A 25,825-nucleotide genomic window follows, 5' to 3' on the forward strand; every position below is an offset into this window, starting at 1 on the left:
GCCCAAGCATTCAGCGATCAGTTAGCATTGACAGGTTTTTTACGGTCTCCGTTTCCACCATGCCGCCATCGCAGCGTCTGAAGTGTGTGGTACATCGTCTGCTGGGCCAGTGCCTGCTGGTGCTGTCGGCGTTGGTGTACCCATTGACGGCGGTGGCTGCTGCGCAGGACCGGAGCAGCCATGTACTGGTACTGGGGCGGATCAGTGACGATCCGCGCCAGCATCACGGCCAGCTCAAGCCACTGCTGGATTACGTCGTGGCGCGGATGGCCAGTGTCGGCATCCGCGAAGGCCGCATCCTTATGGCCCGTGATGCCCAGCAGATGGCCAGTTACCTGCGGCGTGGCCGGGTAGACTGGGTGACCGAAACCTCCGGTGGTGCCGTGCTGTTGGCCGAGCGCAGTGGCGCCGAGCCTTTGCTGCTGACCGAGCGCAACGGCGTGGCGCAGTACCACACGGTTTTTTTTACCCGCCGCGACAGCCCGGTGAGCGCGCTGACGCAGCTGCGGGGCCGGCGTCTGGCGGTGCAGGGGGTGATGTCCACCAGTGCCTACATGGTGCCGATGACCACCCTGCTGGCCCACCAGGTGCAGCCGGAGATCCTGATGGGCCTGGATGACACCCCGGCCGCGGATCGGCTGGGCTATGTGTTTGCGCGCAGCGAGCTCAACATTGCCACCTGGGTCCATCGCGGCCAGGTCGATGTCGGGGCGTTCAGCAATATCGACTGGGACAGCCCGGGCGCAATGCCGGCGCGCTACCGGCGTGACCTGCACATCATCCACCGCACCGCCAGCTACCCGCGGGCACTGGAACTGGTGCGCGCCGACCTGTCCCCGGCCGTGCGCGCGCGGTTGCGCGAGGTGCTGCTGGAGGCCAGCAGTGACCCGGCGGCACGGCCTGCATTGCAGCAGTTTTTTGGTACATCGGCATTTACCCGTGTCGACCCGGACTCACAGTCGCGGTTGGACGAGCTGCGTCAGGGGTTGCGCCGGGTCAGGATGGAAGTGGAATGAGCAAGATGCGTTTTGGGTTGCAGGCACGTGCGGTGGCCGTGATGGGGGTCGCGCTGCTGGTGGTGGCGATCATGGTCGGCCTGTGGCTGGCGCGGCTGGGCTCGCTGCAGACCGAAGTGCGCACCCTGGGCGGCCAGCTGATTGTCAGCCTGTATGACGATCAGGCCCAGCGTCAGGGCACCAGCCTTGCCAGCGACCTGGCCCAGGCCCTGGTCAACCCGATGTACTACAACGACAGCGAGCAGGTCGCACAGCTGGTGCGTGCGCTGAAGGCGCAACCGCTGGTCAGTTATGTGCGGGTCTTCGATGCCCAGGGCTACCTGGTGCACGACGGCAGCGAAACGGTGGTTGATTACGGCCAGCGCCTGGATGACCCGCTGGCGGAAAAGGCCTTTGCCGCCAGCGACACCCTGCTGCAACGCACCGATCATGTCCTGGAGGTCACCGTGCCGGTGCTGCTCGGCGAGCAGCGCCTGGGCGGGGTCCGGGTCGGCATGGATCTGGACCGGATGCGCCTGCAGCAGGCCCAGGCGGGGGCACGTCTGGACTCAGGGATTGAAGTGGTCAGCCGGCGCTATCTGTACACCGGTCTGGGGCTGCTGGCAGGCCTGCTGCTGCTGACCGTGGTTGTGGCGGTGTATGTGCAGCGCACGCTGGTGCATCCGGTGCGGGCCCTGGTTGCCGCGGCACGGCGGATGGAGCAGGGCGATTACGAAGTGGAGCTGTCGGTAACGCGCAGCAATGATGAAATCGGCGAGCTGGTACGCAGCTTTGCCACGATGAGCCAGGCCATCGCCCGGCACGACCGTGAAGTGCGCAAGCTGGCCTATACCGATGCGCTGACCGGTCTGGCCAACCGGCTGGCCTTCCGGCAGACGCTGGAGGCACGGATGGCGGCCATCCCCGATGCCGATCAGCGCCTGGCCTTGTTGTTCGTCGATGTCGATGACTTCAAGCGGGTCAATGACACCCTGGGCCACGAGGCCGGTGACGAGGTGCTGCTGCGCTTTGTCGAGCGGATCAAGACCGCAGTCAACCTGTACGGTGGCGCCGATTCGCTGCTGGCCCGCTTTGGTGGTGATGAGTTCGTGATCCTGCTGGGCGATGGCGATGCCGCGACCAGTGCGCTGCGCCTGGCCGAAGAGCTGGTGGTGGAACTTTCCAAGCCGCTGTCACTGTCCGGGCGGGATGTGTTCCTGGGCAGCTCGATCGGCATCACTGTCTTCCCCGATGATGCAAACGATGCCACCGGCCTGCTGAAAAATGGCGACATCGCGATGTACCAGGCCAAGCTGGCCGGCAAGAACTGCTACCGCTACTACAGCCGTGCGATGGACCATGCGGTGGAGCGGCGCGTGCACATGGAGCAGGAGCTGCGCGGGGCCTGGGAGCGTGGCGAGCTGCACCTGGTCTATCAGCCGATCTACCGCACCCGTGACCGCCGGCTGGTCGGGGTGGAGGTGCTGCTGCGCTGGCAGCACCCGCAGCTGGGGGCGATTCCGCCGTCGGTCTTCATCCAGGTGGCCGAGCAGAGCGGGCTGATCGAGCAGCTCGGCCCGAAGGTGCTGCGCGCGGCCTGCATGGAGGCGCGGCGCTGGGAAATGGTTCCCGGTGGTGAGCAGCTGTTTGTCTCGGTCAACGTCTCGCCGCGTGAGCTGCGCAATGGCGACCTGTCCGATGTCGTGGTGGCCTGCCTGGCCGAATCCGGCCTGCCGGCTTCCCGTCTGCATATCGAACTGACTGAAACGGCGGTGATCGGCGATGAGATGCTGGCCGCGTCATTGCTGGACAAGCTGCACCGGCATGGGGTCAAGGTCTGGCTGGATGATTTCGGCACCGGTTTTTCCGGCCTCAGCCACCTGCGCCAGGTGCCGGTGGACGGGGTCAAGATCGACAAGAGCTTTGTCGCCGACATGCAGCGTGACCCGGATGATCTGGCACTGACCACCGCGATCATCGCCATGTGCCATGCGTTGGGCATCACCGTGGTGGCCGAGGGGATCGAGCAGGAGGCGCAGTTCGACCTGCTGTCCCAGCGCAGCTGTGACCTGGCCCAGGGCTACTGGCTGAGCCGGCCGCTGTCTTCGACCCAGCTGGTGGCGCTGCTCAAGACCAAGGACTGACGCCAGCGCGCTACCGCTGGCGTGTCACAGCGGGCGTTTGCCGGTATCGCCGGCAATCTCGCGTACCAGCCGCGGGACCAGGTAGCCGGACAGGCGCGCACGCAGGCCCTGCATCAGGGCCAGTGCGCGCTGGTCACTGACCTCGAAGTGCGCCACCCCCTGCACCCGGTCGATCTGGTGCAGGTAATACGGCAGCACACCGGCGGCAAAGGCGCGTTCTGACAGTTCTGCCAGCGCCTGCACGCTGTCATTGACCCCGGCCATCAGCACGGCCTGGTTGAGCAGCTGCACGCCGGCAGCACGCAGCTCACCCAGGGCGTGGTCGACCTGGGCATCGAACTCGTTGGCGTGGTTGGCATGGATGACAAAGGCCACCGGCCACGGCAGGCCGGCCAGCCAGCCGAGCAGCTCGGCATCCACCCGCTCGGGCAGCACCACCGGCAGTCGTGAGTGGATGCGCAGGCGGCGGATGTGGGGCACCTGGGCCAGTGCATCGGTCAGTTCGGCCAGCTTGGACGTGGTCAGCGACAGTGGATCGCCGCCGGAGAGGATCACCTCATCGATGCCCGGATCATCGGCAATGGCCGCCACCGCCTCGGCCCAGTTGCCACGGGCGGCATTCTCGCCGGCGTAGTCAAAATGCCGGCGGAAGCAATAGCGGCAGTGGATCGCGCAGCTGCCGGTGGTCACCAGCAACGCGCGTCCCTGGTATTTCTGGATCACCCCGGTGGCCTTTTTCGCGGCACCGTCGCCGACCGCATCCAGGCTGAAACCCGGGACGATGGCCAGTTCGTCGGTTACCGGCAGCACCTGGCGCAGCAGCGGATCGTTCAGGTCGCCGCGACGCATGCGGTTGATGAAGCCCTGCGGCACGCGGGTGATGAACTGCGCAGCGGCCTCATCGGACAGCCGCGCGGCGGCCTCGTCCAGGCCCAGGCGGGCGAGCAGGCGGCGGGGATCACGTTCGGCCTGGCGCCACAACTGCTGCCACGGCGCGGCAGGGCGGGCAGGCGGCGTGGCATTGTGCTTTTGTGCGGCGGGGGCTGCAGGTATCATAGGCGGTCTGGGAAAAACAAAGCCCGCCTCACCGGCGGGGCCCACCATTCTAACGGCCGTGGCGTCCTGCTGCCGGCTGCAACATTCAGGAGACATACCCATGGCCACTTACGGCATGAATGACGTCAAGAACGGGATGAAGATCCTGGTCAACAACGAACCGGCGGTCATCTTCGAAACCGACTACGTCAAGCCGGGCAAGGGCCAGGCCTTCACCCGCGTGCGCTACCGCCAGATCCGTTCCGGCCGCGTGCAGGAAATCACCATGAAGTCCACCGACTCGGTGGAAGCGGCCGACGTGGTCGATACCGACATGCAGTACCTGTACTCCGATGGCGAGTACTGGCACTTCATGCAGGCCGAGACCTTCGAGCAGGTCCAGGCCGACAAGAACGGCATGGGCGGCGCCGAGAAGTGGCTCAAGGGTGAGGAACAGTGCGTGGTCACCCTGTTCAACGGCAGCCCGATCATGGTCACCCCGCCGAACTTCGTCGAGCTGAAGATCGTGGAAACCGATCCGGGCGTGAAGGGTGACACCGCCGGTACCGGCGGCAAGCCGGCCACGCTGGAAACCGGTGCAGTGGTGCGTGTGCCGCTGTTCGTGCCGCAGGATGAAATCATCCGCGTCGATACCCGTACCGGTGAATACGTCGGCCGCGTCAAGTAAGCCGTACTGACCACGGCGCCGGTGTGCCTGCTGGAGCTTCCAGCCTGAGCACCGGCGCCGAGTCGTATCTGCACCTTGGACACAAGGCTGCACGCAGGCCGCCAGCGGGCGGCCAGGACCAGAATTTCAGGAGTGCCACCGATGTCAGAACACCTTCCCCAACCCTGCGACCTGTTGATCGAGGCCGGGCATGTGGTGCCGGTGCAGCCACACGCGGTGGTGCTGGAAGACACGGGCGTGGCCGTGCGCGACGGGGTCATCGTCGGCATCGGCCCGCGCAGCGAAATGCGCGCCGATTGGCAACCGGCGCGTACCGTGAGCCGGCCCGATGCGGTGCTGATCCCGGGCCTGGTCAATGCGCATACGCATAACCCGATGACCCTGCTGCGTGGCATTGCCGATGACCTGCCGCTGATGACCTGGCTGCAGGAGCATATCTGGCCGGTGGAAGCGGCGGTGATCGGGCCGCAGTTCGTTGCCGACGGTACCCGCCTGGCCATTGCCGAAATGCTGCGTGGCGGCACCACCTGCGCCAACGAAAACTATTTCTTCCCCGATGTGCAGGCGCAGGTGTATGCCGAGCACGGCTTCCGTGCCTTGGTGGGTGCGGTGATCATCGACTTCCCGACCGCCTGGGCCAGCAGCAGCGATGAATACTTCGCCAAGGCCGAAGGTCTGCGCGAGCAGTGGCAGGGCCATGACCTGATCGGCGTGGCCCTGGCCCCGCATGCGCCCTACACCGTGTGCGATGCCAACTTCGAGCGGGTGGCCGCGATGAGCGCGCAGCACAACCTGCGCGTGCACCTGCACACCCACGAGACCGCGCAGGAAGTGAGCGACTCGGTGCGCGACCATGGCATGCGCCCGCTGGCGCGCCTGCAGCGCCTGGGCCTGGTCAACGAGCGCCTGATCGCCGTGCACATGACCCAGCTCACCGGCGAGGAGATCGCCCTGTGCGCCGAACACGGCGTGCATGTGGTGCACTGCCCGGAATCCAACCTCAAGCTGGCCTCGGGTTTCTGCCCGGCCTGCGCGCTGGCCCGCGCCGGGGTCAACCTGGCCATCGGCACCGACGGCTGCGCCTCCAACAACGACCTGGATATGTTCAGCGAGAACCGCACCGCGGCGATCCTGGCCAAGGCGGTGGCCAACGATGCCACCGCGCTGGATGCGGCCAGTACGCTGCGTGCGGCCACCCTGGGCGGCGCCACCGCATTGGGCTTTGCCGATCGCATCGGGTCGATCGAAGTGGGCAAGCAGGCCGACCTGGTCTGCGTGGACCTGGGGCAGCTGGAAACCCAGCCGCTGCACAACGTGATCTCGCAGCTGGTGTATGCCACCGGTCGTCACCAGGTCAGCGATGTCTGGATCGCCGGTGTCTCCAGGTTGGAAAACCGCGTGCTGGTGGACATGGATATCGATGGCATCATGGCCAATGCCCGCCAGTGGCGTGAGCGCATCGCCAGCGTGCGTGGCTGACATTCCGGAGTGATGTGATGAGCAAGGTGCAAGCCAGTCCAGAAGGCAATTTCGACCCCGCCGAACTGGAAAAATTCGCCGCCCTGGCCGACCAGTGGTGGGATGCCGATGGCCCGCAGAAGCCACTGCACGCATTGAACCCGGTGCGGTTGCAGTACGTGGCCAGCCGGGTTTCCCTGTCCGGCAAACGGGTGTTGGATATCGGCTGTGGCGGTGGCCTGCTGTCGGAGGCGCTGGCCGGGACCGGGGCGCAGGTCACGGCGATCGACCTGGGCGCCGAGCTGATCGCGGTGGCCGATGCGCATGCGCGCCAGTCCGGCGTGGCGGTGGATTACCGGGTCATCAGTGCCGAGGACCTGGCCGCCCAGCAGCCAGGCAGCTTCGATGTGATCACCTGCATGGAAATGCTCGAGCATGTGCCCGATCCGGGCTCGATCCTGGCCGCCTGCCGCGCCCTGCTCAAGCCCGGTGGCCAGCTGTTCTTGTCCACCATCAACCGCACCCCGGCGGCCTTTGCGGTTGCCATCCTTGGCGCGGAATACATCGCGCGGCTGTTGCCGCCGGGCACCCACAGCTACCAGGAGTTCATCACCCCGGCCGAACTTGCACGCTGGGTGCGTGAGCAGGGTCTTGATGTGGAGGATGTCTCCGGCATGGCCTATGAACCGTGGGCCGGCCGGGCCCGGCTCTCGCGCAACACCGCCATCAATTACCTGATGGCCGCGCGCCTGCCACTTGTCGGTGGCAGCAATGGCTGAGCGTTTCCCTGCGGCCGTGCTGTTCGACCTGGACGGCACCCTGCTTGACAGTGCACCGGATTTTTTCGCCACCCTGGCCGTGATGGCCGAGCGGCGTGGCTGGGAGGCGCCGGCCGACGCGCTCATCCGTCCGGTCGTGTCCAAGGGCTCGCGGGCGATGCTGGCTGCGGCCTTTCCGCAGCTGGAACAGGATCAGCGCGAAGCCCTGGTCGACGAGTTCCTGGACACCTACCAGGACCTGATCGGCCAGCATGCGCGGCTGTTTGATGGTGTCGAGCCGATGCTGCAGGCGCTGGAACAGGCCGGTTGCCGCTGGGGCATCGTCACCAACAAGCCTGAATACCTGGCGCAGCTGATCCTGCCGCAACACGGCTGGCAGCAGCGCTGCGCGGTGCTGGTCGGCGGCGATACGCTGGCTGAAAAGAAACCGCACCCGCTGCCGCTGCTGCATGCCGCGCAGGCGATCGCCGTGCCCGCGGGCCAGTGCGTGTATGTCGGCGATGACCAACGTGATATCCAGGCGGCGCAGGCCGCGGGAATGCCGTCGGTGGCAGCACTGTGGGGTTACCGGCTGGCCGACGATGTGCCGCAGGACTGGGGCGCGGATTGTCTGCATGAAAGTGCCGCCATCCTCAGCCAGCCAGCGGCGTGGCCGCAAGTCATCCATGAGTCTGAAATGTCATGAGTAGTTATTCGGCGCTGGACAGCTTTCTGGCCAAGTGGCACCAGCGTTGGCCGGAATGGTCACTGGTGGAGCCGTTCATTGCCGTGGACCAGCGTGAGCGGTGCGTGGCCTGGTTTGCGCTGCTGCAGGAGTTTGACGACATCCTTGCCGCCCAGGGCGACACCACGGCCCAGGATGCCAAGCTGGCGTGGTGGGCACAGGAGCTGCGCAGCTGGCAGGGACAGCGCTCACGCCATCCGTTGGGCAGGGTGCTTGATCCGCTGCGTGCGCCATGGATGGGCCTGGCCGACGTGCTGCCGGATCTACCCGCCGCACGTGCGGCGCTGAGCGATCCCGGCGTTGCCCAGCGTGCGCTGCAGGCCTATGCCGCGGCGGTGGCGGCGGTGGAAGCAGTGGTGTTCGATGCGCCGCTGCAACCGCAGGCGGCGCAGGCGGTTCTGGCGCATACCCTGGGCCAGCGCCTGCTGCGCAGTGGCCAGCAGGCGGTGCCGGCCAGTATTGCCGGCAACGATGCCGGCCAGGCCGTCGCGGCCTGGGCGCAGCAGCTGCTCAAGGGCTGGGGCGTCCGGGTGGCCGGCCCGCGTCCGCGCCGGGTGCTGGCGCTGCTGGCGCGCTTGCGTCTGCAGGGGCTGGCAGCCGACAAACCGTTGACCCCGCATCAGGCCACGGTGCTGCTCAAGGCCTGGTGGGCCGCGCGTGGACGCTGACAGGCGAGGAATGAGTGCAGAGTAACGAGGAGTGAGAGGACGCTGCCTTGTTTCTCTTGCTGTTGCTAAAGCCAAGCCCATGACCATCAAAAAGGCGCCGACAGGCGCCTTTTTGTTTTCCGGATGTCAGCGGTGGGAGGTGTACTGGTTTTTCCTCTCGTTCCTCACTCCTCGCCACGGTGCTGCTCAAGGCCTGGTGGGCCGCGCGTGGACGCTGAGGGGCGAGAAACGAGTGCAGATGAGTGAGGAACGAGAGGGTTTTCTGCCACTCTTCCGGCGCTTCTCAAACCCGGCTCACAGCCAGCAAAAAGGCGCCGCAAGGCGCCTTTTTGCTTTGTGGATGTCGCAGGTCGAGGCTTGTCGGTTTTCGTCTCGTTCCTCGTTTCTCTCCACTCACTCCTGCTTTGATCGCTCCAGCACCAGCAACGGGTCGATGCGCACGTCAAACCAGTTCATGCCCCAGTGCAGGTGTGGCCCGGTCGAGCGTCCGGTCGAGCCGACCGCGGCGATCACCTGGCCCTGCTCGACCCGGTCGCCAACCTTTATGTCGATCCGTGACAGGTGCAGGAAGTTGGAGCTGATGCCAAAGCCATGGTCCAGCACCACGGTGCCGCCGGTCAGGTACAGGTCGGCATCGGCAAAGGTGACCACCCCGCCGGCCGGGGCCTTGACCGGGGTGCCGGTCGGGGCGGCGATGTCCATGCCCGAATGACCGCTGCCGGGTTGGCCGTTGTAGACCCGGGCATTGCCGAAGCGGCCACTGATGCGCCCGTTCACCGGCCAGATGAAGGCGGTGGCGAAGTCGGTGCGGTTGTCGTCGCGGGTGCGCGCAGCGGTCACGGCTGCCTGCTCGCGGGCGATGCGCGCGGCCAGTTCCGGTGGCGGGTTGACGGTGCGCGGCGGCACGCCATTGACGTGCTGGAGCGGCCAGTTGCGCCGGTCCACCGCAATTTCGGCATCGACCCGGCTGCCATCGGGGCGGGTGACGGTGAGCTGCAGCGGGTCGCGCTGGTCGCGGCCCACCCCCAGCACTACCGTGCCGTAACCGGATACGCGCAGGTCGCGCTCACCCTGCCGGACCTGGCTGCCGGGCGGTACCCGGCCGATCACCAGCGCGCCCTGCTGCACGCTGGCCGGAAATACCACCCGCACGTTGTCCTGGGCCTGGGCGCCGGCGCAAACCAGGCCCAGCGCCAGGAGCAAGCCCGCGATGCACTGCCTCGCCACGATCAACGGTCAAATTCCAGGCGCTGGCCGGCCGGTTCGCCGAGCAGCTTTTCGCCGTCCCAGACCTGCTGGCCATTGACGAAGGTCGCGGCCACGCGCGAGCGGAAGGTGGTGCCTTCAAACGGCGACCAGCCGCACTTGCCCAGCACGTCCTCGCGCTTGACCGTGAACGGCACATCCTCCACCAGCACCAGGTCGGCGTAATAACCCTCGCGCAGGAAGCCGCGCTGGGCCACATCGAACAGCTGGGCCGGGGCATGGGCGAACTTCTGCACCACCTGCTCGCGGCTCAGCTTGCCCTCGTGCACGCGCTCCAGCGCGGCCACCAGCGCGTACTGCACCAGCGGCAGCCCGGACGGAGCCTGGGCATAGGGTTTTTGCTTCTCTTCCCAGGTATGCGGGGCATGGTCGGTGGCCAGCACGTCGATCACATCATTGGCCAGCGCCGCGATGAGCGCCTGGCGGTCGCTTTCTTCCTTGATCGCCGGGTTGCACTTGATCAGGTTGCCCTTCTCCTTGTAGTCGGGACGGGCGAAATGCAGGAAGTGCACGCAGGTCTCGGCGGTGATCTGCTTGCGGCTGCCATCGGCGCGCACCAGCGGGCCGGGCTCGAACAGCTTGAGCTCGTCGGCGGTGGAGATGTGCAGCACATGCAGGCGAGTGCCGTGCTTTTTGGCCAGTGACACCGCCAGTTCGGAGGACTTCAGGCAGGCGGCGCGCGAACGGATGTCCGGGTGCTGTTCGGCGGTCAGCGCATCGCCGTATTTTTCTTCGTACTGCGCGGCCAGCGCGTTGATCATCGGCGTGTCTTCGCAATGGGTGATGATCGGGGTCGGGCAGTCGCGGAAGATCGCGTCCAGCGTCTGCGGGTTGTCCACCAGCATGTTGCCGGTGGAGGCGCCCATGAATACCTTCACCCCCGGGGTGGCTTTCGGGTCCAGTGCGCGGATGGCTTCCAGGTTGTCGTTGGAGGCGCCATGGTAGAAACCGTAATTGCCCCAGGCACGCCCCTCGGCCAGCGCGTACTTGGCCTCCAGCGCGGCCGAATCCAGGGTCGGCGGGTTGGTGTTGGGCATGTCCATGAAGCTGGTCAGGCCACCGGCAACCAGTGCCGCCGATTCACTGGCGATATCGCCCTTGTGGGTCAGGCCCGGTTCGCGGAAGTGGACCTGGTCATCGATCATGCCCGGCAGCAGCCACTTGCCGGCGGCATCAATGACGGTCTCGCCCTGGCGTGGGGTCAGTCCAGGCGCAATCTGCGCAATGCGCTCGCCTTCGATGCGCAGGTCGGCGGCATAGCTGCGGCCTTCATTGACCAGGCGGGCGTTGATGATCAGGGTAGAGGACATGGGGGCGTTTCCTGTGCAATGGCAGCGGACGGTGCCGGGGACGGGGTCATAGCCACCCGGGTGCAGCGGGTGGCAACGGGCCAGGCGGGTGGTGGTCAACCAGAGACCGCGCAATGGGCCATGCTGTGCGATGGCGCCCATCGCATATTCCGAGCAGCTGGGCACGAAACGGCAACGGGGGCCAAGCATCGGGCTGATGAAGGCTTTATAGACGCGCAGCAGGACGATGAGCAGTCGTGAGATCACCTCCAGATGATAGGCCACTTGGCAAAGTGGCGGCCTTGTCGCAGGATCAGCCCTACAGGTTTGGTTTCCTTGACGGAGACCGTGATGACTGTCCGGCATGCAGGTGCGGCCGGTGGGTCCTGATCGGATACGGCAGCAGGGAGGCTGTCGCTGCTGCGGCGGCGTAGGGTTTTTGGCTCCGAGGTTGCCCGCCCCGGTCGGGTACGTTATAAAGGCCCGCTTCCCGGGCCCCGGGGGAACAAGGAAGAGCGTTTCGTGGCTGCGACTAAAATTGCTAAGCAGGCCGCAAAGGCCGCCAAGAAAACTGCCAAGCCTGTCGCCAAGAAGGCGGTAACCGTGCCCGTGGTAAAAAAGGCAGCGGTGAAGGTGACCAGGCCCGTGGCGAAAAAGGCTGCCGGCAAGGTGGCCGGGCCTGTGAACAGTAAAACGGTTGCCAAAGCCGCCGTCAGGACCGTCGCCGCCAAGGCCGTGGTCAAGACGTCCAAACCGGCAACCAGCAAGGCCGTGACCAAGACAACCAAGGCGGTGGCCAAGAAGGCTGTCACCAAGGTGGGCAAGCCGGCAGTCAAGAAGGCCGTCACCACGTTGACCAAGCCGGCAGTCAAGAAGGCCGTCACCAAGTTGACCAAGCCGGCAGTCAAGAAGGCTGCCACCAAGGCGACCAAGGCGGCAGTCAAGAAGGTCGCTGCCACCAAGGTGGTCAAGAAGACTGTCAGCAAGGCGGTCAACAAGGCCGTCAGCCCAGTCAGCAAAGTGGCCGTGAAAAAGACGCCCGCCAAGCCAGCCGGCAAACCGGCCAGCACCCTCGTTGCCAAGGCCACGAAGACGGCCAGCAAGAAAACCACCGGCGCGGTCAGCACGACTGCCCAGGCGGCTGTTCCGGCGCCGCGCAAGCAGGCGGCAACACGCAACGTTGCCTCCTCTTCACCGGCCGTGGTGAAAAATGCGCGCCCTGTAACTCAAGCATCATCGCCGGGCGCCACTGCGGCTCCCGTACCCAAATCCAAGCAATCCGGTAATCCTGTGTCTGTTTCGAAAACTGCTGCCAAGACCGCTCCCAAGACTGTTGCCCCGGCCAAGCCGGCGGCACGCCCCATCGGCAAGGTGGCCGTGGCGGTAACCTCGCCTGTGCGTGCCAACAAGGCCGCCCCGCAATACAAAGTGGTGGACTACGTGATGGATGAGGCAACTGGTCGTCCTCAGATCCCCGCCGGCTACAAGCCGTCGGCCGACGAGGAGTACATGAATCCGCTGCAACAGGAATACTTCCGCCAGCGCCTGATCAGCTGGCGTGCCGAGCTGGTGGAAGAATCCAAGCAGACCATTGAAAACCTGCGTGAGGAAGTACGCGATATCGGTGACGAGGCCGAACGGGCCACCCGTGAAACGGAGAACTCGCTCGAGCTGCGTACCCGTGACCGCTACCGCAAGCTGATCGGCAAGATCGACTCCACCCTCAAGCGTCTGGACGCCGGTGACTACGGCTACTGCGTCGATACCGGTGAAGAGATCGGCCTGGACCGTCTGGAGGCGCGCCTGACCGCCGAGCGTACGATCGATGCGCAGGAGCGCTGGGAGCACCTGCAGAAGCAGCAGGGCGACTAAAAGCCCATTGGCCTTGCTCCGGCAAGGGCTGGATCGGCATGCGCCGCGGTGGCTGATCGCCAGCGTTTGAAAACCCCACACGCCGTTGTGGGGTTTTTTATTGCGCGTGCTGCCAATGGACAGGGCGGGTAGCGGCGCTGACGCGCCGCCCGCTGCAGGCTCAGTCGCCGATGCTGATGATACTGCCGACGTTGCGCGCGTAGTCCAGCGCATAGGCCAGCTCGCCAGTGCTCTGGGCGTGCAGCAGCAATAGTGGCTGGCCGGCCTGTACCTGCTCGCCCAGGCGCACGCGCAGCTCGACCCCGGCGGCCGGGCGTTCAGGCGCACCGGCCAGTTTTGCCAGCCGCGACAGTTTGCGGTTGTCGATCCGGTTGACGCGGCCGCTGAGCGGCGCCACCAGTGGTTCGACATGCGTCGCCCGCGGTGGTTCGCGCAGCCCGCCCTGGGCCTGGCAGATGCGCTGGAAGCGTTCCCAGGCCTGGCCGTTGTCCAGGGTCTGCAGGGCCAGTGCCTGGCCATGACCGGGTGCGGCAACGCCGCCGATTTCCAGTACCGCACCGGCCACCAGCGCCGCGCGTTGACGCAGGTCCTGCGGGGCACCGGCCAGGCCCTGGAAGACGGCCAGCACATCGCGGGCCTCCAGTGCCGGGCCGATGCCGCGGCCGACCGGCTGGCTGCCGTCGGTGATCAGGCAGCGCAGGGCCAGGCCAAAGTGTTTGGCCACATGGCTCATGCGTGCGGCCAGCTGCCCGGCTTCGGCCTGGCTGCGCACCTTGGCGGTCGGCCCGACCGGAATGTCGATGACCACATGGGTGGCACCGGCGGCGATCTTCTTGGACAGCACCGAGGCGACCAGCTGGCCCTCGGTGTCGATGTCCAGTTCACGCTCGATGCGCACGAACAGGTCGTCGGCCGGTGACAGGTGCATCGCCCCGCCCCAGGCCAGGCAGCCGCCCTGTTGCTGTACCACCCGGCGCATGGTGGCCAGGTCCAGTTCCACCGGTGCCAGGGTTTCCATCGTGTCGGCCGTGCCTGCCGGTGAGGTGATCGCGCGCGAGGAGGTCTTGGGCATCACCAGCCCATTGGCGGCGGCAATGGCCACCACCAGCGGGGTGGTGCGGTTGCCGGGCAGGCCGCCGACACAGTGCTTGTCCACCACCAGTGGTGAGTGCCAGTCCAGCCGTTGGCCGACCTCGACCATTGCCCGGGTCAGGTGCTCGGTCTCGTCTTCATCCAGGGGCAGGGTGGCGGTGGCGGTGAGGAAGGCCGCCAGCTGCACATCGGTGTAGCGTCCCTGCACCACATCGCGCACGATCGCCGCGTAGGCGTCGGCCTCCAGACGGTGGCCGTACACCCGGCGGCGGACGAAGGCGATGGACTCGGTCACCGGCGCGTGGCGGACCTGGATGATGTCGCCTTCGCAGATGTCCAGCGCCTGCCAGGCCGCCTCCGACAGTGCGACCTGGTTGACCTCGAACTGGTCACCATCGATCTGGTAGAGCATGGCTGGGACTTCCCGTTCGCCAGCGATCAGCAGCACCTGCGAACGCGGTGCCAGGCCTTCGGAGTGGCAGACGTGGCAGTCGGTGCGCATGACCGCCACCGACTGGTGCAGGGCATGCAGGCCCATGCGGATGGCGCGCAGATGGGGCTGTTTGGGAACGTTGGTCGCATTCAAAGTGAGTAACTCCGGTCCTGCAGTGGAACGCTGGCCGGCCAGCCCAGCTCCTGTTTGATCCGCCAGCGCAGTGCGTCGGCAGCCTCCGGCTCGCCGTGGACGATGAACACCTTGCGCGGCGGACGGGTAAAGCCGGACAGCCAGCGCATCAGCTCATTGCTGTCGGCATGGGCCGACAGCATCGGCAGTTCCTGGACCTCGGCATTGATGGGAATGATCCGGCCCAGCAGCTTGATTTCACGCGCGCCCTCGAGCAGCTTGCGGCCACGGGTGCCGGCGGCCTGGAAACCGGAAAACAGCAGGGTGTTGCGGTGGTCACCGGCATAGGCGGCGATGTGGTGCAGCACCCGGCCGCCGGTGGCCATGCCACTGGCCGAGATGATGACCTTCGGGTAGCGGTTGGCCGACAGCGCCTTGGAGTGCTCCACTTCACGCACGGCGGTGGCAGCGGCGCCGACCGCGACACTGTCGTAGTGCGTCAGGCGATGCTCATCGGGGTGGCGCTGGAAGACGCTGCCGGCATTGATCGCCATCGGGCTGTCCATGTACACCGGCACGTTCTTCAGGCGCCCGCCCTGCTTGAGTTTCCAGATGTGGTAGAGCAGTTCCTGCGCGCGGCCGACCGCGAAGGCCGGGATCACCACGGTGCCGCCACGCAGCACGGTGCGTTCAATCACCTCGCCCAGGGCCTCGGTGGGATCCTGGCGCGAGTGCAGGCGGTCGCCATAGGTGGACTCGATCACCACATAGTCCGCTTCGGCCACCGGTTCGGGATCGTGCATCAGCGGGTCGTCATAGCGGCCAAGGTCGCCGGAAAACACGATCCGGGTGCCGGCGATGTCGATCTGGGCAGTGGCCGCGCCCAGGATGTGGCCGGCCCGGCGCAGGGTCAGTGTCGCATCGCCGGGCAGCGGCACCGGCTGGTGCCAGGGCACGCTGGTGAAGGACTGCATCGTGCGCAGTGCATCGTGCTCGGTATACAGCGGCAGCGCTGGCTTGTTCCCGGCAAAGCCCTTGCGGTTGGCAAAGTCGGCATCCTTCTCCTGCAGGTGGCCACTGTCGCGCAGGATCAGCTCGGCCACATCGCGGCTGGCTGCACTGGTGTGGATGCGGCCGTTGAAGCCATCCAGCAGCAGCCGCGGCAGGTAGCCGCAGTGGTCCAGGTGGGCGTGGGTCAGCACCACCGCATCGATGCTGCGCGGGGCGACCGGCAGCGGCTCCCAGTTCAGTTCACGCAGGTTCTTCAGGCCTTGGAACAGGCCGCAATCGACCAGCAGGCGGGTATCGCCGCTGGTGAGCAGATGCTTGGAACCGGTGACGGTTCCGGCGCCGCCAAGGCAGGTCAGACTGAGCATGGGATGCACTCGCTTGGGCAGGAAGGGGTCATTGCAGGTCACACGGGTTGCCGCAGCCGTCCAGTGTCTGGCGCTGGGCCAGGCTGAACAACTGCTCGCGATCCAAGCCGGTGAGGCGGGCGGCCGCATCCACCGCATGCGCCCAGGTGCAGCGGTTGGCGAACAGCATGCCGTCCACGTCCAGGGTGCCGCCACGGTTGATGTAACCCAGTGCCGTGGTGTGTGCCGGGCCGCCGTCGAGCCGGCGCAGCACGCCGAGCATCGGTTCGGGGCGGGTGTGGCTGAGCAGCACCCGCGGCAGTGCCGGCGGGAACAGCGCCTGCAAGGTGCTGTCATCGAGCACGAAGGCCGCTTCCAGCTCGTCGCGGGGAATGCGCAGGCGGCCCGGCTCCAGTACCACACTGACGCAGCTGCGGCAGCCGTGCGTGGCCAGATGGGCCTGGGCCCGCAGTGCCTGCTGCAGCTGGTAGGCGCCAATTGCCACCAGCTGCAGCTGGGCATCGCCGGGGTCACCGCTGACATGGCCGGCACCCTGCCGGACCAGCGCCTGCGCGCTGGCCGCATCGAGGTGTTGCGGCAGTTCGCGCTTGCATACCACCACGCAGCCGATCTCACCGCGGCCCTGATAGAGCCGGTGCAGCGCGGCCACCGCGGTGGCCGCATCCACCGGGAACAGCACCCGGGCGCTGTCGGACATTTCGCCGAGCAGGGCCTCGCCAATGGTCGGATCCTGGTGGGACTGCTCGTTCTTGCTGTTTTCCCAGGTATGGGAGGTGACCACCAGCGGCACCGACAGCCAGCCCGGTGGCTGTCCCAGCTCCTTCTGGCGGCGGGCGAAGATTATTTCCTGGCGCAACAGGCCGAGCATCTTGACCGCGAAGGCCTCATAGCTGACCACCAGGTTCAGCCCACCCTTGTTGCCCAGGGCGGCAGCGGCTACCGCCTCTTCGTTGAGTGCGGTGATCACCGCGCCGAGGCGGTCTTCGGCCACGCCGGCCTCGGGCTGGATGACCCGGTGCTTGAGCAGGGCCAGGGTGGCGCCCATCTTGTTGCTGGCCAGCTCGTCGGGGTTGCCCACGCGCACGCGCAGTTGCGGATTGGCGCTGACCAAGGCGCAGAACCAGGCATCCAGTGCGGCCATTGCACTGCGCTGGCCGGGCCCGGCGGCAACCGGCGGCAGGGTCGGTGCTGGCGGATGGCGGTGCGCCATCGGGTGTGCGCTTTCCAGCGGACGCTGCCGGGCCGGGTGGTTGGCCAGCGTGGCCAGCGCGGCATCGAGCTCGGCGGCGGGCACGAACAGTGCCTGCGCCCCGGCGTTGAAGGCAGCGCGCGCGGCAGCGTCGTGATGCGGGTTGGCCGCCAGCGGTAGGTTGTGCGCGGCGTTGCTGCCGGCGCCGGGAAAGCCGAAGCCCTTTTCGGTTTCGGCAATCAGATAGGGCAGCGGAGCCGTGTCGTCGCCGGCCTCGGCCAGCGCGGCATCGGCGGCGATGATCGCGCAGGCAAACGCCGCCGGGTCGCGGCCATCGATGATGCGCGGATCAAAACCATTGGCGCGGACGTCCGCGGCCAGCCAGGCCGGCCCGCCTTGCTGCACGATCTGGGTGCGCTGTTCGATCCGGCGACCGTTGAGGATCATCACCGGAATGGCATGCCCACTGTCCTGGTGACGCCACCAGCGCGGTGCCCAGTCCGAGCCGCGCTGCTCCTCGAAGGCGCCATCGCTGAGGAAGGCGACCAGCGACTCCCCCGGCAGCGGCATATGCACATACTGCAGGGCGGCAAAGCCGAGGTAGCCGCCTTCGCAGACCGCGCCGGCCGTATTCGGGCCGGCATGACTGCCCAGCGGCACGGCCGGCCGGCCCTTGGCATCGATGGCGTAGGAATAGAAATCCTGGCACAGCTGCGCCAGCCCGGCCGCGCTGCGGTCGTAACGGCCGCGCTGGGCCGGCGAGACATCGCCGGAGAGTGCGTTGACCGCTTCGATCGCGGCCACACAGTGGCCCTGGCCCATCAGCCAGCCACGGGTGTGGCCGCTCAGGGCATTGGCCAGCAGGTAGCCGACGAAGGCCGGCACCATGTTCAGCGAGCCGCCGGTATGGCCTTCCGGGTTGGGTTTGAAATCGGCAGCGGCCAACGGCAATCCCTGCAGGTCGATCCGGCGCGCATAGGTCATGTGCGCCACCACGCTCATGGCCATGCAGGCCAGGCGATCGGCGGCGCTGAGCAGGTGGTAGCCGTGTTCGGCATCGGCCAGGTGTCCCTGGTCGAGCAGCTGCTGCACCAGGGCATCGGCAGCGGCGACGGTATCGGCGCGGTGCTGGAGCGGGCCGTAGCCGGCCAGCCAGCGTGAACGTGCGGAAGGAACAGACATCGCAGGGCTCCTGGTGATCATTGTCGTTGCATGCGCGCTTGCCGGGCGCAAGCGGCTCAGTCGCGTAGCCCCTGACGCAGGGCATCGGCAATCAAGGGCGCCAGTGCGATGCGGTTGCTGGGGTGGGGCACCGCATCGGTGGAAGTGAAACGGGCAAACACCTGCTGCAGCGTTGCGTAGGCGCTGTCGTCCAGCAGTGCATGCACCACCACGCATTCCGGCGCCGGCAGGCCTTGGGCGATCAGCTGGCGGGCTGCCACCAGCAGGGTATGTCCGGAAGCGGCAATGTCATCGACCAGCACCGGGGTGTGGTCGCGCCAGTGGCCCAGCTCGGGCACCTGGAGGGTGACATCGCGGTCACCATGCCGGGTCTTGCGCAGCACCACCGACGGCGCGCCGATACGTTCGGCGATGGCTGCTGCCCACTGCAGGCTTTCCTCGTCCGGGCCGATGATCAGCGGGCGGCTGACGTGGGCGGCGATCCAGTCGGCCAGCAGTGGTGCGGCATGCAGGGTGGTGGTCGGGATCGTATACAGCGCCGCCAGGCTGGGGTGGCGGTGCAGGTGCGGATCCACCGTGAGCAGGCTGTCGAAGGTGGCCGAGAGCACACGCGCAAAGCTGTACGAGCTGACCGCCTCGCCGGGCACGAAGCGTTTGTCCTGGCGCATGTAGGCCAGATACGGCGCGACCAGGTTCACTTCACGGGCGCCCAGTTCACGCGCGCAATCGGCAGCAAACAGCAGGGCCGCCAGGCCCGGGTCCGGATTGGCCAGGGTGCAGACCAGGTCCACCACCCGGCCGGCGGGGTCATCGGCCAGCCGCACATGGCTTTCGCCATCGGGAAAACGGCGGCTTTCGATGCGGCCCAGCGCAGCACCGGCATGGTGGGCCAGCTGGCTGGCGAAAACCTCGTTGCCCGGCAGGGGCAGGATCAGGCGTTGCATGGCTTGGCGGTTCCTTGTGGCATGGGTCCATCCTCGTGCTGAAGATTACTGCGCTACGGCCTGGCCGGTGACCACGGCCCAGCCATCGCGGGCGGCAATCCATTCCTCGTTGGTCGGTTCGACCCCGACCCGGACCGTGCTGTCGGGGCGGGAAATCAACGGGGCATGGCGCGCATTGGCCTGGGCATCGAGCTTGACGCCGAGAAATGCCAGCCCGGCGCAGATGCGTTCACGGATCGGCGCGTTGTGTTCGCCGATGCCGGCGCTGAACACCAGCAGGTCCAGCCCGCCAAGCCGCGCGGTCAGGCTGCCGATCTCGGCGATGATGCGCTGCACGTACAGCGCCAGTGCCAGCCGCGCCTGTTCCCCGCGCTGGCCGGGGTCGTGCTCATGCTGCAGCAGTACCCGCGGGTCGGCCGACAGCCCGGAAACACCGATCAGTCCGGACTGGTGGTACAGCAGCTGGCCGAGTTCGGCCGGGCCGATTTTTTCCACTTCCATCAGGTAGAGCAGCGCGCCGGGGTCGATGGCGCCACTGCGGGTGCCCATCATCAGCCCGTCCAGCGCCGAAAAGCCCATCGTGGTGGCCACACTGCGCAGGTTGTGCAGCGCGCACAGGCTGGCGCCGCTGCCCAGGTGGGCAACGATGGTGCGCCCGCGTGCGATCTGGCCGTGGCGCTCGGCCACGGCGATGGCCAGGTAGCTGTAGGACAGGCCGTGAAAGCCGTAGCGGCGCAGGCCGCGCTCGAACCAGGCATACGGCAGCGGCAGCAACTGTTCCACCGTGGGCAGGTCGTGATGGAAGCCGGTATCAAAGCAGGCCACCTGCGGAACCTGCGGGTAGTGCTGCAGCAGGATCTGGATCGCCTCCAGCGCGAAGGGCTGGTGCAGCGGTGCCAGCGGGATGTAGCCGTGCAGTTCGGCCAGCAGCGCCGCATCGATGCGCACCGCGGTGAAATGGTGGCTGCCGCCATGCACCACGCGGTGCGCAACCAGCAGCGGGGCGCGGCCGTGCAGCTGCTGCTGGACATGTTCCAGGATCAGCCGCAGGGCATCGCGGTAGGGGTGGGCCGGATCCAGCCGCACCGGCCGGACAGCGATGCCGCGGGCGCCAAAGTCCGGGTCCGGCCCGCCGATTCCCTGCACCTTGCCGTTGCACCACGGGCGGCGCGGCAGGGCGCCGGCCCCGGCCTGGAACAGCGCGAACTTGATGCTCGACGAGCCGCAGTTGAGCACCAGCAGCGGTTGGTCGTTACGCATGTGGGGCCCCGGAAGCGGCGTCATGCTCAGCCCATCCGGCTGATGGTGTTGCGGAAGCGGGCCAGCGCCAGCGCAAACAGCACGCTGCCGATCAGCGCCAGGTACAGGAACGGCTTCCATACCACCTCGATGCCCGCTCCGCGGTACAGGATGGCCTGGCCGAGCTCGACGAAATGGGTGGTCGGTGCGGCCAGCATCAGGTTCTGCACCAGCGCCGGCATGCTCTCGCGCGGCGTGGCACCGCCGGAAAGCAGCTGCAGCGGCACGATGGTGAGCATCATCAGCATGCCGAACTGCGGCATGTTGCGCGCCACCGTGGCCAGGAAGATGCCCATCGAGGTGGTGGCGAACAGGCACAGCAGCGCACCGCTGAAGAACAGCGGCAGTGAACCTTCCACCGGCACCTGCAGCAGCCCGCGGACCACCAGGTTGAGCGACAGCGCCGAGGCCAGCAGCACCACCAGGCCCATCGACCAGATCTTGGAGAGCATGATCTGGGCCGGGGTTACCGGCATCACCAGCAGGTGCTCGATGGTGCCGTGCTCGCGCTCGCGGATCAGTGCCGCCCCGGTGAGCACGATGGAAAGCATGGTGATGTAGTTGATGGTCTCCATCAGCCCTCCGAACCAGGTGTTGTCCTGCGCCGGGTTGAAGCGCGCGCGCAGCGCCAGCTCCACCGGTGCAGCAGCACTGCGGCGCTCGCGCTGGACGAATTCGTCGACCTCGGCCAGCACGATCTGCTGCACCGCGCCGCTGCCGGAAAAGGCCTGGCTCATCCGGGTGGCATCGACATTGAGCTGCAGCGCCGGGCTGCGTCCGGCCAGTACATCGCGCTGGAATCCCTGCGGGATGTACAGCGCGAAGGTGAAGCGGCCGGCGTCCATGCCCTGGTCCATCTGCGCCATCGTGATCAGCTCCGGCGCGGTGAAGTCCGGCGGGTAGAAGGCGGCGACAAGGCGCTGGGACAGTGCCGAGTCATCCTCATCGACGATCGCGATCGGGGTCTTGTGCAGGGTCTCGGGCATTGCGGTGGCGGCGGTATACACGCCCACGCTGAACACGTAGACGATCAGCAGCAGCATCATCGGGTCGCGCCACAGGCTCCACAGTTCCTTGATGCCCAGTCGGTAGATGGCGACCAGTGCTCCTGTCTGCATCTCAACGCTCCTGTTTGGCCAGCAAGGCGATCGCTGCGGCCAGGATCACCGGCACCGCCAGCAGCATCGGCCAGAATGCGCCGGACAGCTCGGCAAACCCCAGTGCCTTGCTGAACACGCCACGGGACAGGGTCATGATGTGGGTGGCCGGATAGACCTCGCCGATCAGCCGGGCCGACCCTTCCAGCGAGGTCACCGGGTTGGTCAGGCCGGAGAACTGGGTGGCCGGGACGATGGTGGCCACCATCGTGATGAACATCGCCGCGATCTGGCTGCGGGTCACGCTGGAGGCGAGCAGGCCCATGCCGGTGGAGGCGAAGCTGAACACCAGTGCCCCCAGCAGCAGGGTGGCAAAGCTGCCGGTCACCGGCACCCCGAACACGGTGACGGCCAGCAGGCTCATCAGTGCGAAGTTGACCATCGCCAGCGCCACATAGGGCAGCTGCTTGCCGATCAGGAACTCGCTGCGGGTGACCGGGGTGACGTAGAGGTTGGTGATCGAGCCGGTTTCCTTCTCGCGCACCACCGCCAGCGCGGTGAGCATGGCCGGTAGCAGCAGCAACAGCAGCGGGATCACCGCCGGCACCATCGCCGGCAGGCTGCGCACATCCGGGTTGTAACGGAAGCGGGTCTGTACGCTGGCGCTGGCGGCCGGGGCCAGGCCGCGGGCGGCCAGCTGCTGCAGCAGCCAGTGCTGGTGCATGCCCTGGACATAGCCCTGCACGGTCTGCGCGCGCATCGGCATCGCACCGTCCACCCAGGCGCCGATCTGCACCTGGCGCCCGGCCAGCACATCGCGCATGAAGCCGTGCGGGATCTCGATGGCCAGGCTCAGCTCGCCGCTGCGCATGCGCTGGTCCAGCGCGGCGTAATCGGCCAGCGGCGGGCGCTGGATGAAATAACGCGAGCCGGACAGCTGCAGTGCGTAGTCGCGGCTGAGCGTGGTGTCATCGCGGTCGAGCACGGCATAGCGCAGGTTTTCCACGTCCATGCTGATGCCAAAGCCGATCACGAACATCAGCAGGATCGAGCCGCCCAGCGCCAGTGCGGCGCGGATCGGGTCGCGCTGCAGCTCCAGCGTCTCGCGCCACAGATAGGCCAGCAGCCGCTGCGGACTGAAGTGCAGTGGCGGCAGCCAGCGTTTGCGGCCAGCGGTTGGCGCGACAGCGGGCGTGTGCGCGGCGGCGGTGGGCAGCATGGTGGCTTGGGTGTCTGTCGGGGGGGCGGGCGGCGGCATGGCGACCGCGTCACTGGCTTCGATCAGGTAGCCGATGAAGGCTTCCTCCAGCGAAGCGGCGCCGCGCTTGCGCATCAGGTTGGCCGGGGTGTCGCTGTCGAGCACACGGCCGGCGTGCATCATCGACATCCGGTCGCAGCGCTCGGCCTCGTTCATGAAATGGGTCGAGATGAAGATCGTCACCCGGTCACGCCGCGACAGTTCCAGCAGCAGCCGCCAGAAGCCGTCGCGGGCCACCGGGTCCACGCCCGAGGTCGGTTCGTCCAGGATCAGCAGCTCCGGCTGGTGCACCATTGCCACCGCCAGCGACAGCCGTTGCCGGATGCCCAGCGGCAGGCTGTCGGGCAGCTGGTCGCGCACCGGTTCCAGCCCGAAGCGCGCCAGCATCTGTGCCACCCGTTGCGGTATGTCGGTGGACGGCACATTGAACAGCTGGGCGTGCAGCACCAGGTTCTGCACCACGCTCAGCTCGCCATACAACGAAAAGCTCTGTGACATGTAGCCGACCCGGCGGCGGGTGGCGATGTCGCGCGGGTCCAGCGGTTGGCCCAGCAGCCAGGCCTGGCCGCTGCTGGCGGGCAGCAGGCCGGTAAGCATCTTCATCGTGGTGGTCTTGCCGCAGCCGTTGGAGCCGACAAAGCCGAAGATTTCGCCCCGGCGGATGCGGAAGCTGACCCGGTCCACGGCCAGGAAGTCGCCAAAGCGCAGGGTCAGCTCGTTGGCGGCGATGGCGATGTCGGCATCGTCCACGCTCAGCGGTGGGATCGTCACCGGCTGGTAATCACGGGTCTTTTCGGCCGGCAGCAAGGCGATGAAGGCTGCCTCCAGGCTGATGCAGCCGGTGCGCTGCAGCAGCTGCTGCGGGCTGCCGGTGGCCAGGATGCGGCCGGCGTCCATCGCCACCAGGGCGTCAAAGCGCTGTGCCTCGTCCATGTAGGCGGTGGCCACCAGCACGCTCATCTGCGGCCGGTCCTGGCGGATGCGCCCGATCAGCTCCCAGAACTGTGCCCGTGCCAGAGGATCGACGCCGGTGGTCGGTTCGTCCAGGATCAGCAGGTCCGGGTCGTGGATCAGTGCGCAGCACAGGCCCAGTTTCTGCTTCATGCCGCCGGACAGCTTGCCGGCCGGACGCGCCAAAAACGGCGCCAGCCCGGTGGCCCGGGTCAGCGCATCGATCCGCTGCCGGCGCTCGCCGGCGGCATGGCCGAACAGGCGGGCGAAGAACTGCAGGTTCTCCTCCACCGACAGCGTCGGGTACAGGTTGCGGCCCAGCCCCTGCGGCATGTAGGCGATGCGCGGGCAGACCCGTTCACGGTGGCGGCGGCTGCGCATGTCGCCACCGAGCACCTGCACGCTGCCCTGCTGGATCCGGCGCGCACCGGCCACCAGTGCCAGCAGGCTGGACTTGCCGACCCCGTCCGGGCCGATCAGGCCGACCATCTGCCCGGACGGGATCTGCAGCGTGATATCGGCCAGCGCCACGTTCTGGCCATAGCGCAGGCTCAGGCCCTGCAGCACCACCACCGGTGCCGCGGCGCTGCCCGGCGGGAGCGGGGAGGCGGGCACGGGCTCACTCGGCCTGGGCCGGCGCTGGCGCATCCGGCGTGGTTCCGGCCGCGGCCTGTACCGCTGGTGGCACTGACAGCCCGGCGGGCCAGGCCGCCTGCGGATCAAGCTTGAGCCAGGCCACGCCCGGCACCCCGGTCTTGACCCGGTCCAGGTAGCGCTGCAGCAGCGCCGGGGCGATCTGCGCGCGCACCCGGAACATCAGCTTCTGGCGTTCACTGGCCGTTTCCACCGTCTTCGGGGTGAACTGGGCCTGGCTGGCCACGAACGAGACGCGGGCCGGGATGGCGATGTCCGGCGCGGTGTCGAGCACGATGCGGACCTCGCTGCCCAGCGCGATGCGCCCGGCCACGGTCTCCGGCACAAAGAAGGTCATGTAGACATCGGACAGGTCGAGCAGGCTGAGCACGCGGCCGCCGCTTCCCAGCACTTCGCCGGGTTGGGCCACGCGCACCTGCACCCGGCCGTCGCGGGGCGCGCGCAGCACGCTGTCGTCGATGTCGGCCTGGATCCGGGCCACGGTGGCGGTGGCAGCCTCGACGTTGGAACGTGCGCCCACGACCTGGGCCTGGGCCGCGCTGACGGCGGCTTCAGCGGCGGCGACCTGGGCGCGGCTGGCCGCCACGCTGGCTTCGATCGCGCGCACGCTGGCGCGGGTGTCATCCAGCTCCTGGGCCGAGGCGGCGCCGGCCCGGGTCAGGGCCTGGGTGCGGGCCAGACGCCTGCTCGCCGCCTCCCATTGCGCCTGCGCCTGCGCCACCAGTGCCTGTGCGGCCGCCACGTCGCTCTGGCGCAGTGCCACCTGGGCCAGGGCTGCCGTCACCGCATGGCCGGCCTGGGCCTGCATCGCTTCGGCTTCATGCTTCTGTGCCTGCAGGCTGTCCAGCTGCATCGTGGCCAGGGCCTGCCCGGCCTGCACGAAGTCGCCCTCATCGACCAGGATCTCGCTCACCCGTCCGGGTAGCCGGGTGGCGACATCGATCTCGGTGGCCTCGATGCGGCCATTGCCGCTGACAAAGCCCTCGCCCGGACCGCTCTGGCGCAGGCCCTGCCAGGCCCACCAGCCGAGCAGACCGGCCAGTGCAGCGATGGCCAGCACGATCAGCGGCTTGTTCTTGATGAAGGCAACAGGATTCATGCCGGCTCACCGCACGAGCGCGTCAACCGGCCGGCAACCGCAGCACGGCAGACGGCGGGCTGCCCGGCAGCGGCAGCCGAGCGCAGTGCTGACACGCGCGCAGCCGGTGCCGGATCGGCCGCTGGCCTGCCGTACCCCCCGTGGCGCCCTGCCATGACAGTCAGGGGCTGTGGTCGCTGGAAGTGCAAGAGCCTGGTCATT

19 protein-coding genes and 1 pseudogene are annotated in these 25,825 nt (G+C 67.4%); 8 read left to right on the forward strand and 12 right to left on the reverse strand.

Annotated features, from left to right (window positions below; genetic code table 11):
• The first annotated feature begins 59 nt into the window (after positions 1-59).
• Positions 60-1,016 carry a phosphate/phosphite/phosphonate ABC transporter substrate-binding protein gene (locus ABB25_RS07310; RefSeq protein WP_083488172.1) on the forward strand — a complete coding sequence of 319 codons (957 nt, stop codon included), beginning with the start codon at positions 60-62 and terminating at the stop codon, positions 1,014-1,016.
• On the forward strand, positions 1,013-3,139 hold the full coding sequence (locus ABB25_RS07315) for a putative bifunctional diguanylate cyclase/phosphodiesterase (RefSeq protein ID WP_057665454.1): 2,127 nt from the start codon (positions 1,013-1,015) through the stop codon (positions 3,137-3,139). Before ABB25_RS07310 ends, ABB25_RS07315 begins: the two co-directional genes overlap by 4 nt.
• Positions 3,140-3,163: 24 nt before the next feature.
• On the opposite strand, the gene epmB is transcribed toward ABB25_RS07315, so the two are convergent.
• Positions 3,164-4,195, reverse strand: coding sequence for an EF-P beta-lysylation protein EpmB (gene epmB, locus ABB25_RS07320; RefSeq protein ID WP_057665456.1), 1,032 nt, complete (start codon positions 4,193-4,195; stop codon positions 3,164-3,166).
• Between the two features lie 100 nt (positions 4,196-4,295).
• Here epmB and efp point away from each other — a divergent pair, with 100 nt between their 5' ends.
• From efp to ABB25_RS07345, 5 genes are all read left to right on the forward strand, one after another.
• A complete protein-coding gene (gene efp, locus ABB25_RS07325; RefSeq protein WP_057665458.1) occupies positions 4,296-4,862 on the forward strand; it encodes an elongation factor P in 567 nt (188 codons plus the stop codon).
• Positions 4,863-5,003: 141 nt separating this feature from the next.
• Positions 5,004-6,341 (forward strand): TRZ/ATZ family hydrolase, encoded by a 1,338-nt coding sequence (locus ABB25_RS07330; RefSeq protein ID WP_057665459.1) that lies wholly within the window; start codon positions 5,004-5,006, stop codon positions 6,339-6,341.
• A gap of 17 nt (positions 6,342-6,358) precedes the next feature.
• The gene (gene ubiG / locus ABB25_RS07335) at positions 6,359-7,099 is read left to right on the forward strand and encodes a bifunctional 2-polyprenyl-6-hydroxyphenol methylase/3-demethylubiquinol 3-O-methyltransferase UbiG (protein ID WP_057665461.1); all 741 of its coding nucleotides are present in this window, start codon (positions 6,359-6,361) and stop codon (positions 7,097-7,099) included.
• The gene (locus ABB25_RS07340) at positions 7,092-7,784 is read left to right on the forward strand and encodes a phosphoglycolate phosphatase (protein ID WP_057665464.1); all 693 of its coding nucleotides are present in this window, start codon (positions 7,092-7,094) and stop codon (positions 7,782-7,784) included. Before ubiG ends, ABB25_RS07340 begins: the two co-directional genes overlap by 8 nt.
• Complete coding sequence (locus ABB25_RS07345; RefSeq protein WP_057665465.1) at positions 7,781-8,491, forward strand: isoprenoid biosynthesis enzyme family protein; 711 nt, start codon at positions 7,781-7,783, stop codon at positions 8,489-8,491. Before ABB25_RS07340 ends, ABB25_RS07345 begins: the two co-directional genes overlap by 4 nt.
• Positions 8,492-8,884: 393 nt before the next feature.
• Here ABB25_RS07345 and ABB25_RS07350 read toward each other — a convergent pair whose 3' ends face one another.
• The 3 genes and pseudogenes from ABB25_RS07350 to yidD form a co-directional block, all read right to left on the reverse strand.
• Positions 8,885-9,703, reverse strand: coding sequence for a M23 family metallopeptidase (locus ABB25_RS07350; RefSeq protein ID WP_425477318.1), 819 nt, complete (start codon positions 9,701-9,703; stop codon positions 8,885-8,887).
• Between the two features lie 17 nt (positions 9,704-9,720).
• The gene (locus ABB25_RS07355) at positions 9,721-11,067 is read right to left on the reverse strand and encodes a dihydroorotase (protein ID WP_057665469.1); all 1,347 of its coding nucleotides are present in this window, start codon (positions 11,065-11,067) and stop codon (positions 9,721-9,723) included.
• Positions 11,068-11,331: pseudogene (gene yidD, locus ABB25_RS14830) on the reverse strand (membrane protein insertion efficiency factor YidD); the annotation flags it as partial.
• A 237-nt stretch (positions 11,332-11,568) separates the two neighbouring features.
• Here yidD and dksA point away from each other — a divergent pair.
• Complete coding sequence (dksA, locus tag ABB25_RS14295; RefSeq protein WP_083488174.1) at positions 11,569-12,918, forward strand: RNA polymerase-binding protein DksA; 1,350 nt, start codon at positions 11,569-11,571, stop codon at positions 12,916-12,918.
• Between the two features lie 160 nt (positions 12,919-13,078).
• Here dksA and ABB25_RS07375 read toward each other — a convergent pair whose 3' ends face one another.
• From ABB25_RS07375 to ABB25_RS07410, 8 genes are read right to left on the reverse strand one after another with little or no spacing between them, the layout of a single operon-like run.
• Positions 13,079-14,596, reverse strand: a complete 1,518-nt coding sequence (locus tag ABB25_RS07375; RefSeq protein WP_057665478.1) for a thymidine phosphorylase family protein — start codon at positions 14,594-14,596, stop codon at positions 13,079-13,081.
• Entirely contained in the window at positions 14,593-15,951 is a 1,359-nt protein-coding gene (locus ABB25_RS07380) for an MBL fold metallo-hydrolase RNA specificity domain-containing protein (RefSeq protein WP_057665480.1), read from the reverse strand. Before ABB25_RS07380 ends, ABB25_RS07375 begins: the two co-directional genes overlap by 4 nt.
• A 28-nt stretch (positions 15,952-15,979) precedes the next feature.
• Positions 15,980-18,322 carry a phosphoketolase family protein gene (locus tag ABB25_RS07385; RefSeq protein ID WP_057665483.1) on the reverse strand — a complete coding sequence of 781 codons (2,343 nt, stop codon included), beginning with the start codon at positions 18,320-18,322 and terminating at the stop codon, positions 15,980-15,982.
• 56 nt (positions 18,323-18,378) lie between these two features.
• Positions 18,379-19,266: a ribose-phosphate pyrophosphokinase gene (locus tag ABB25_RS07390; protein ID WP_057665485.1), complete on the reverse strand. Its 888-nt coding sequence runs from the start codon at positions 19,264-19,266 to the stop codon at positions 18,379-18,381.
• A 45-nt stretch (positions 19,267-19,311) separates the two neighbouring features.
• Positions 19,312-20,526 carry an acetate/propionate family kinase gene (locus ABB25_RS07395; RefSeq protein ID WP_211259300.1) on the reverse strand — a complete coding sequence of 405 codons (1,215 nt, stop codon included), beginning with the start codon at positions 20,524-20,526 and terminating at the stop codon, positions 19,312-19,314.
• A 26-nt stretch (positions 20,527-20,552) separates the two neighbouring features.
• Positions 20,553-21,683: an ABC transporter permease gene (locus tag ABB25_RS07400; protein WP_057665488.1), complete on the reverse strand. Its 1,131-nt coding sequence runs from the start codon at positions 21,681-21,683 to the stop codon at positions 20,553-20,555.
• Position 21,684: 1 nt separating this feature from the next.
• The gene (gene rbbA / locus ABB25_RS07405; protein WP_057665725.1) at positions 21,685-24,486 is read right to left on the reverse strand and encodes a ribosome-associated ATPase/putative transporter RbbA; all 2,802 of its coding nucleotides are present in this window, start codon (positions 24,484-24,486) and stop codon (positions 21,685-21,687) included.
• 4 nt (positions 24,487-24,490) lie between these two features.
• Positions 24,491-25,624, reverse strand: a complete 1,134-nt coding sequence (locus tag ABB25_RS07410) for an HlyD family secretion protein (protein ID WP_083488176.1) — start codon at positions 25,622-25,624, stop codon at positions 24,491-24,493.
• Positions 25,625-25,825 lie beyond the last annotated feature (201 nt).

This window comes from Stenotrophomonas koreensis, assembly GCF_001431525.1.
In the GTDB taxonomy this organism is placed as follows: Bacteria; Pseudomonadota; Gammaproteobacteria; order Xanthomonadales; family Xanthomonadaceae; genus Stenotrophomonas; species Stenotrophomonas koreensis.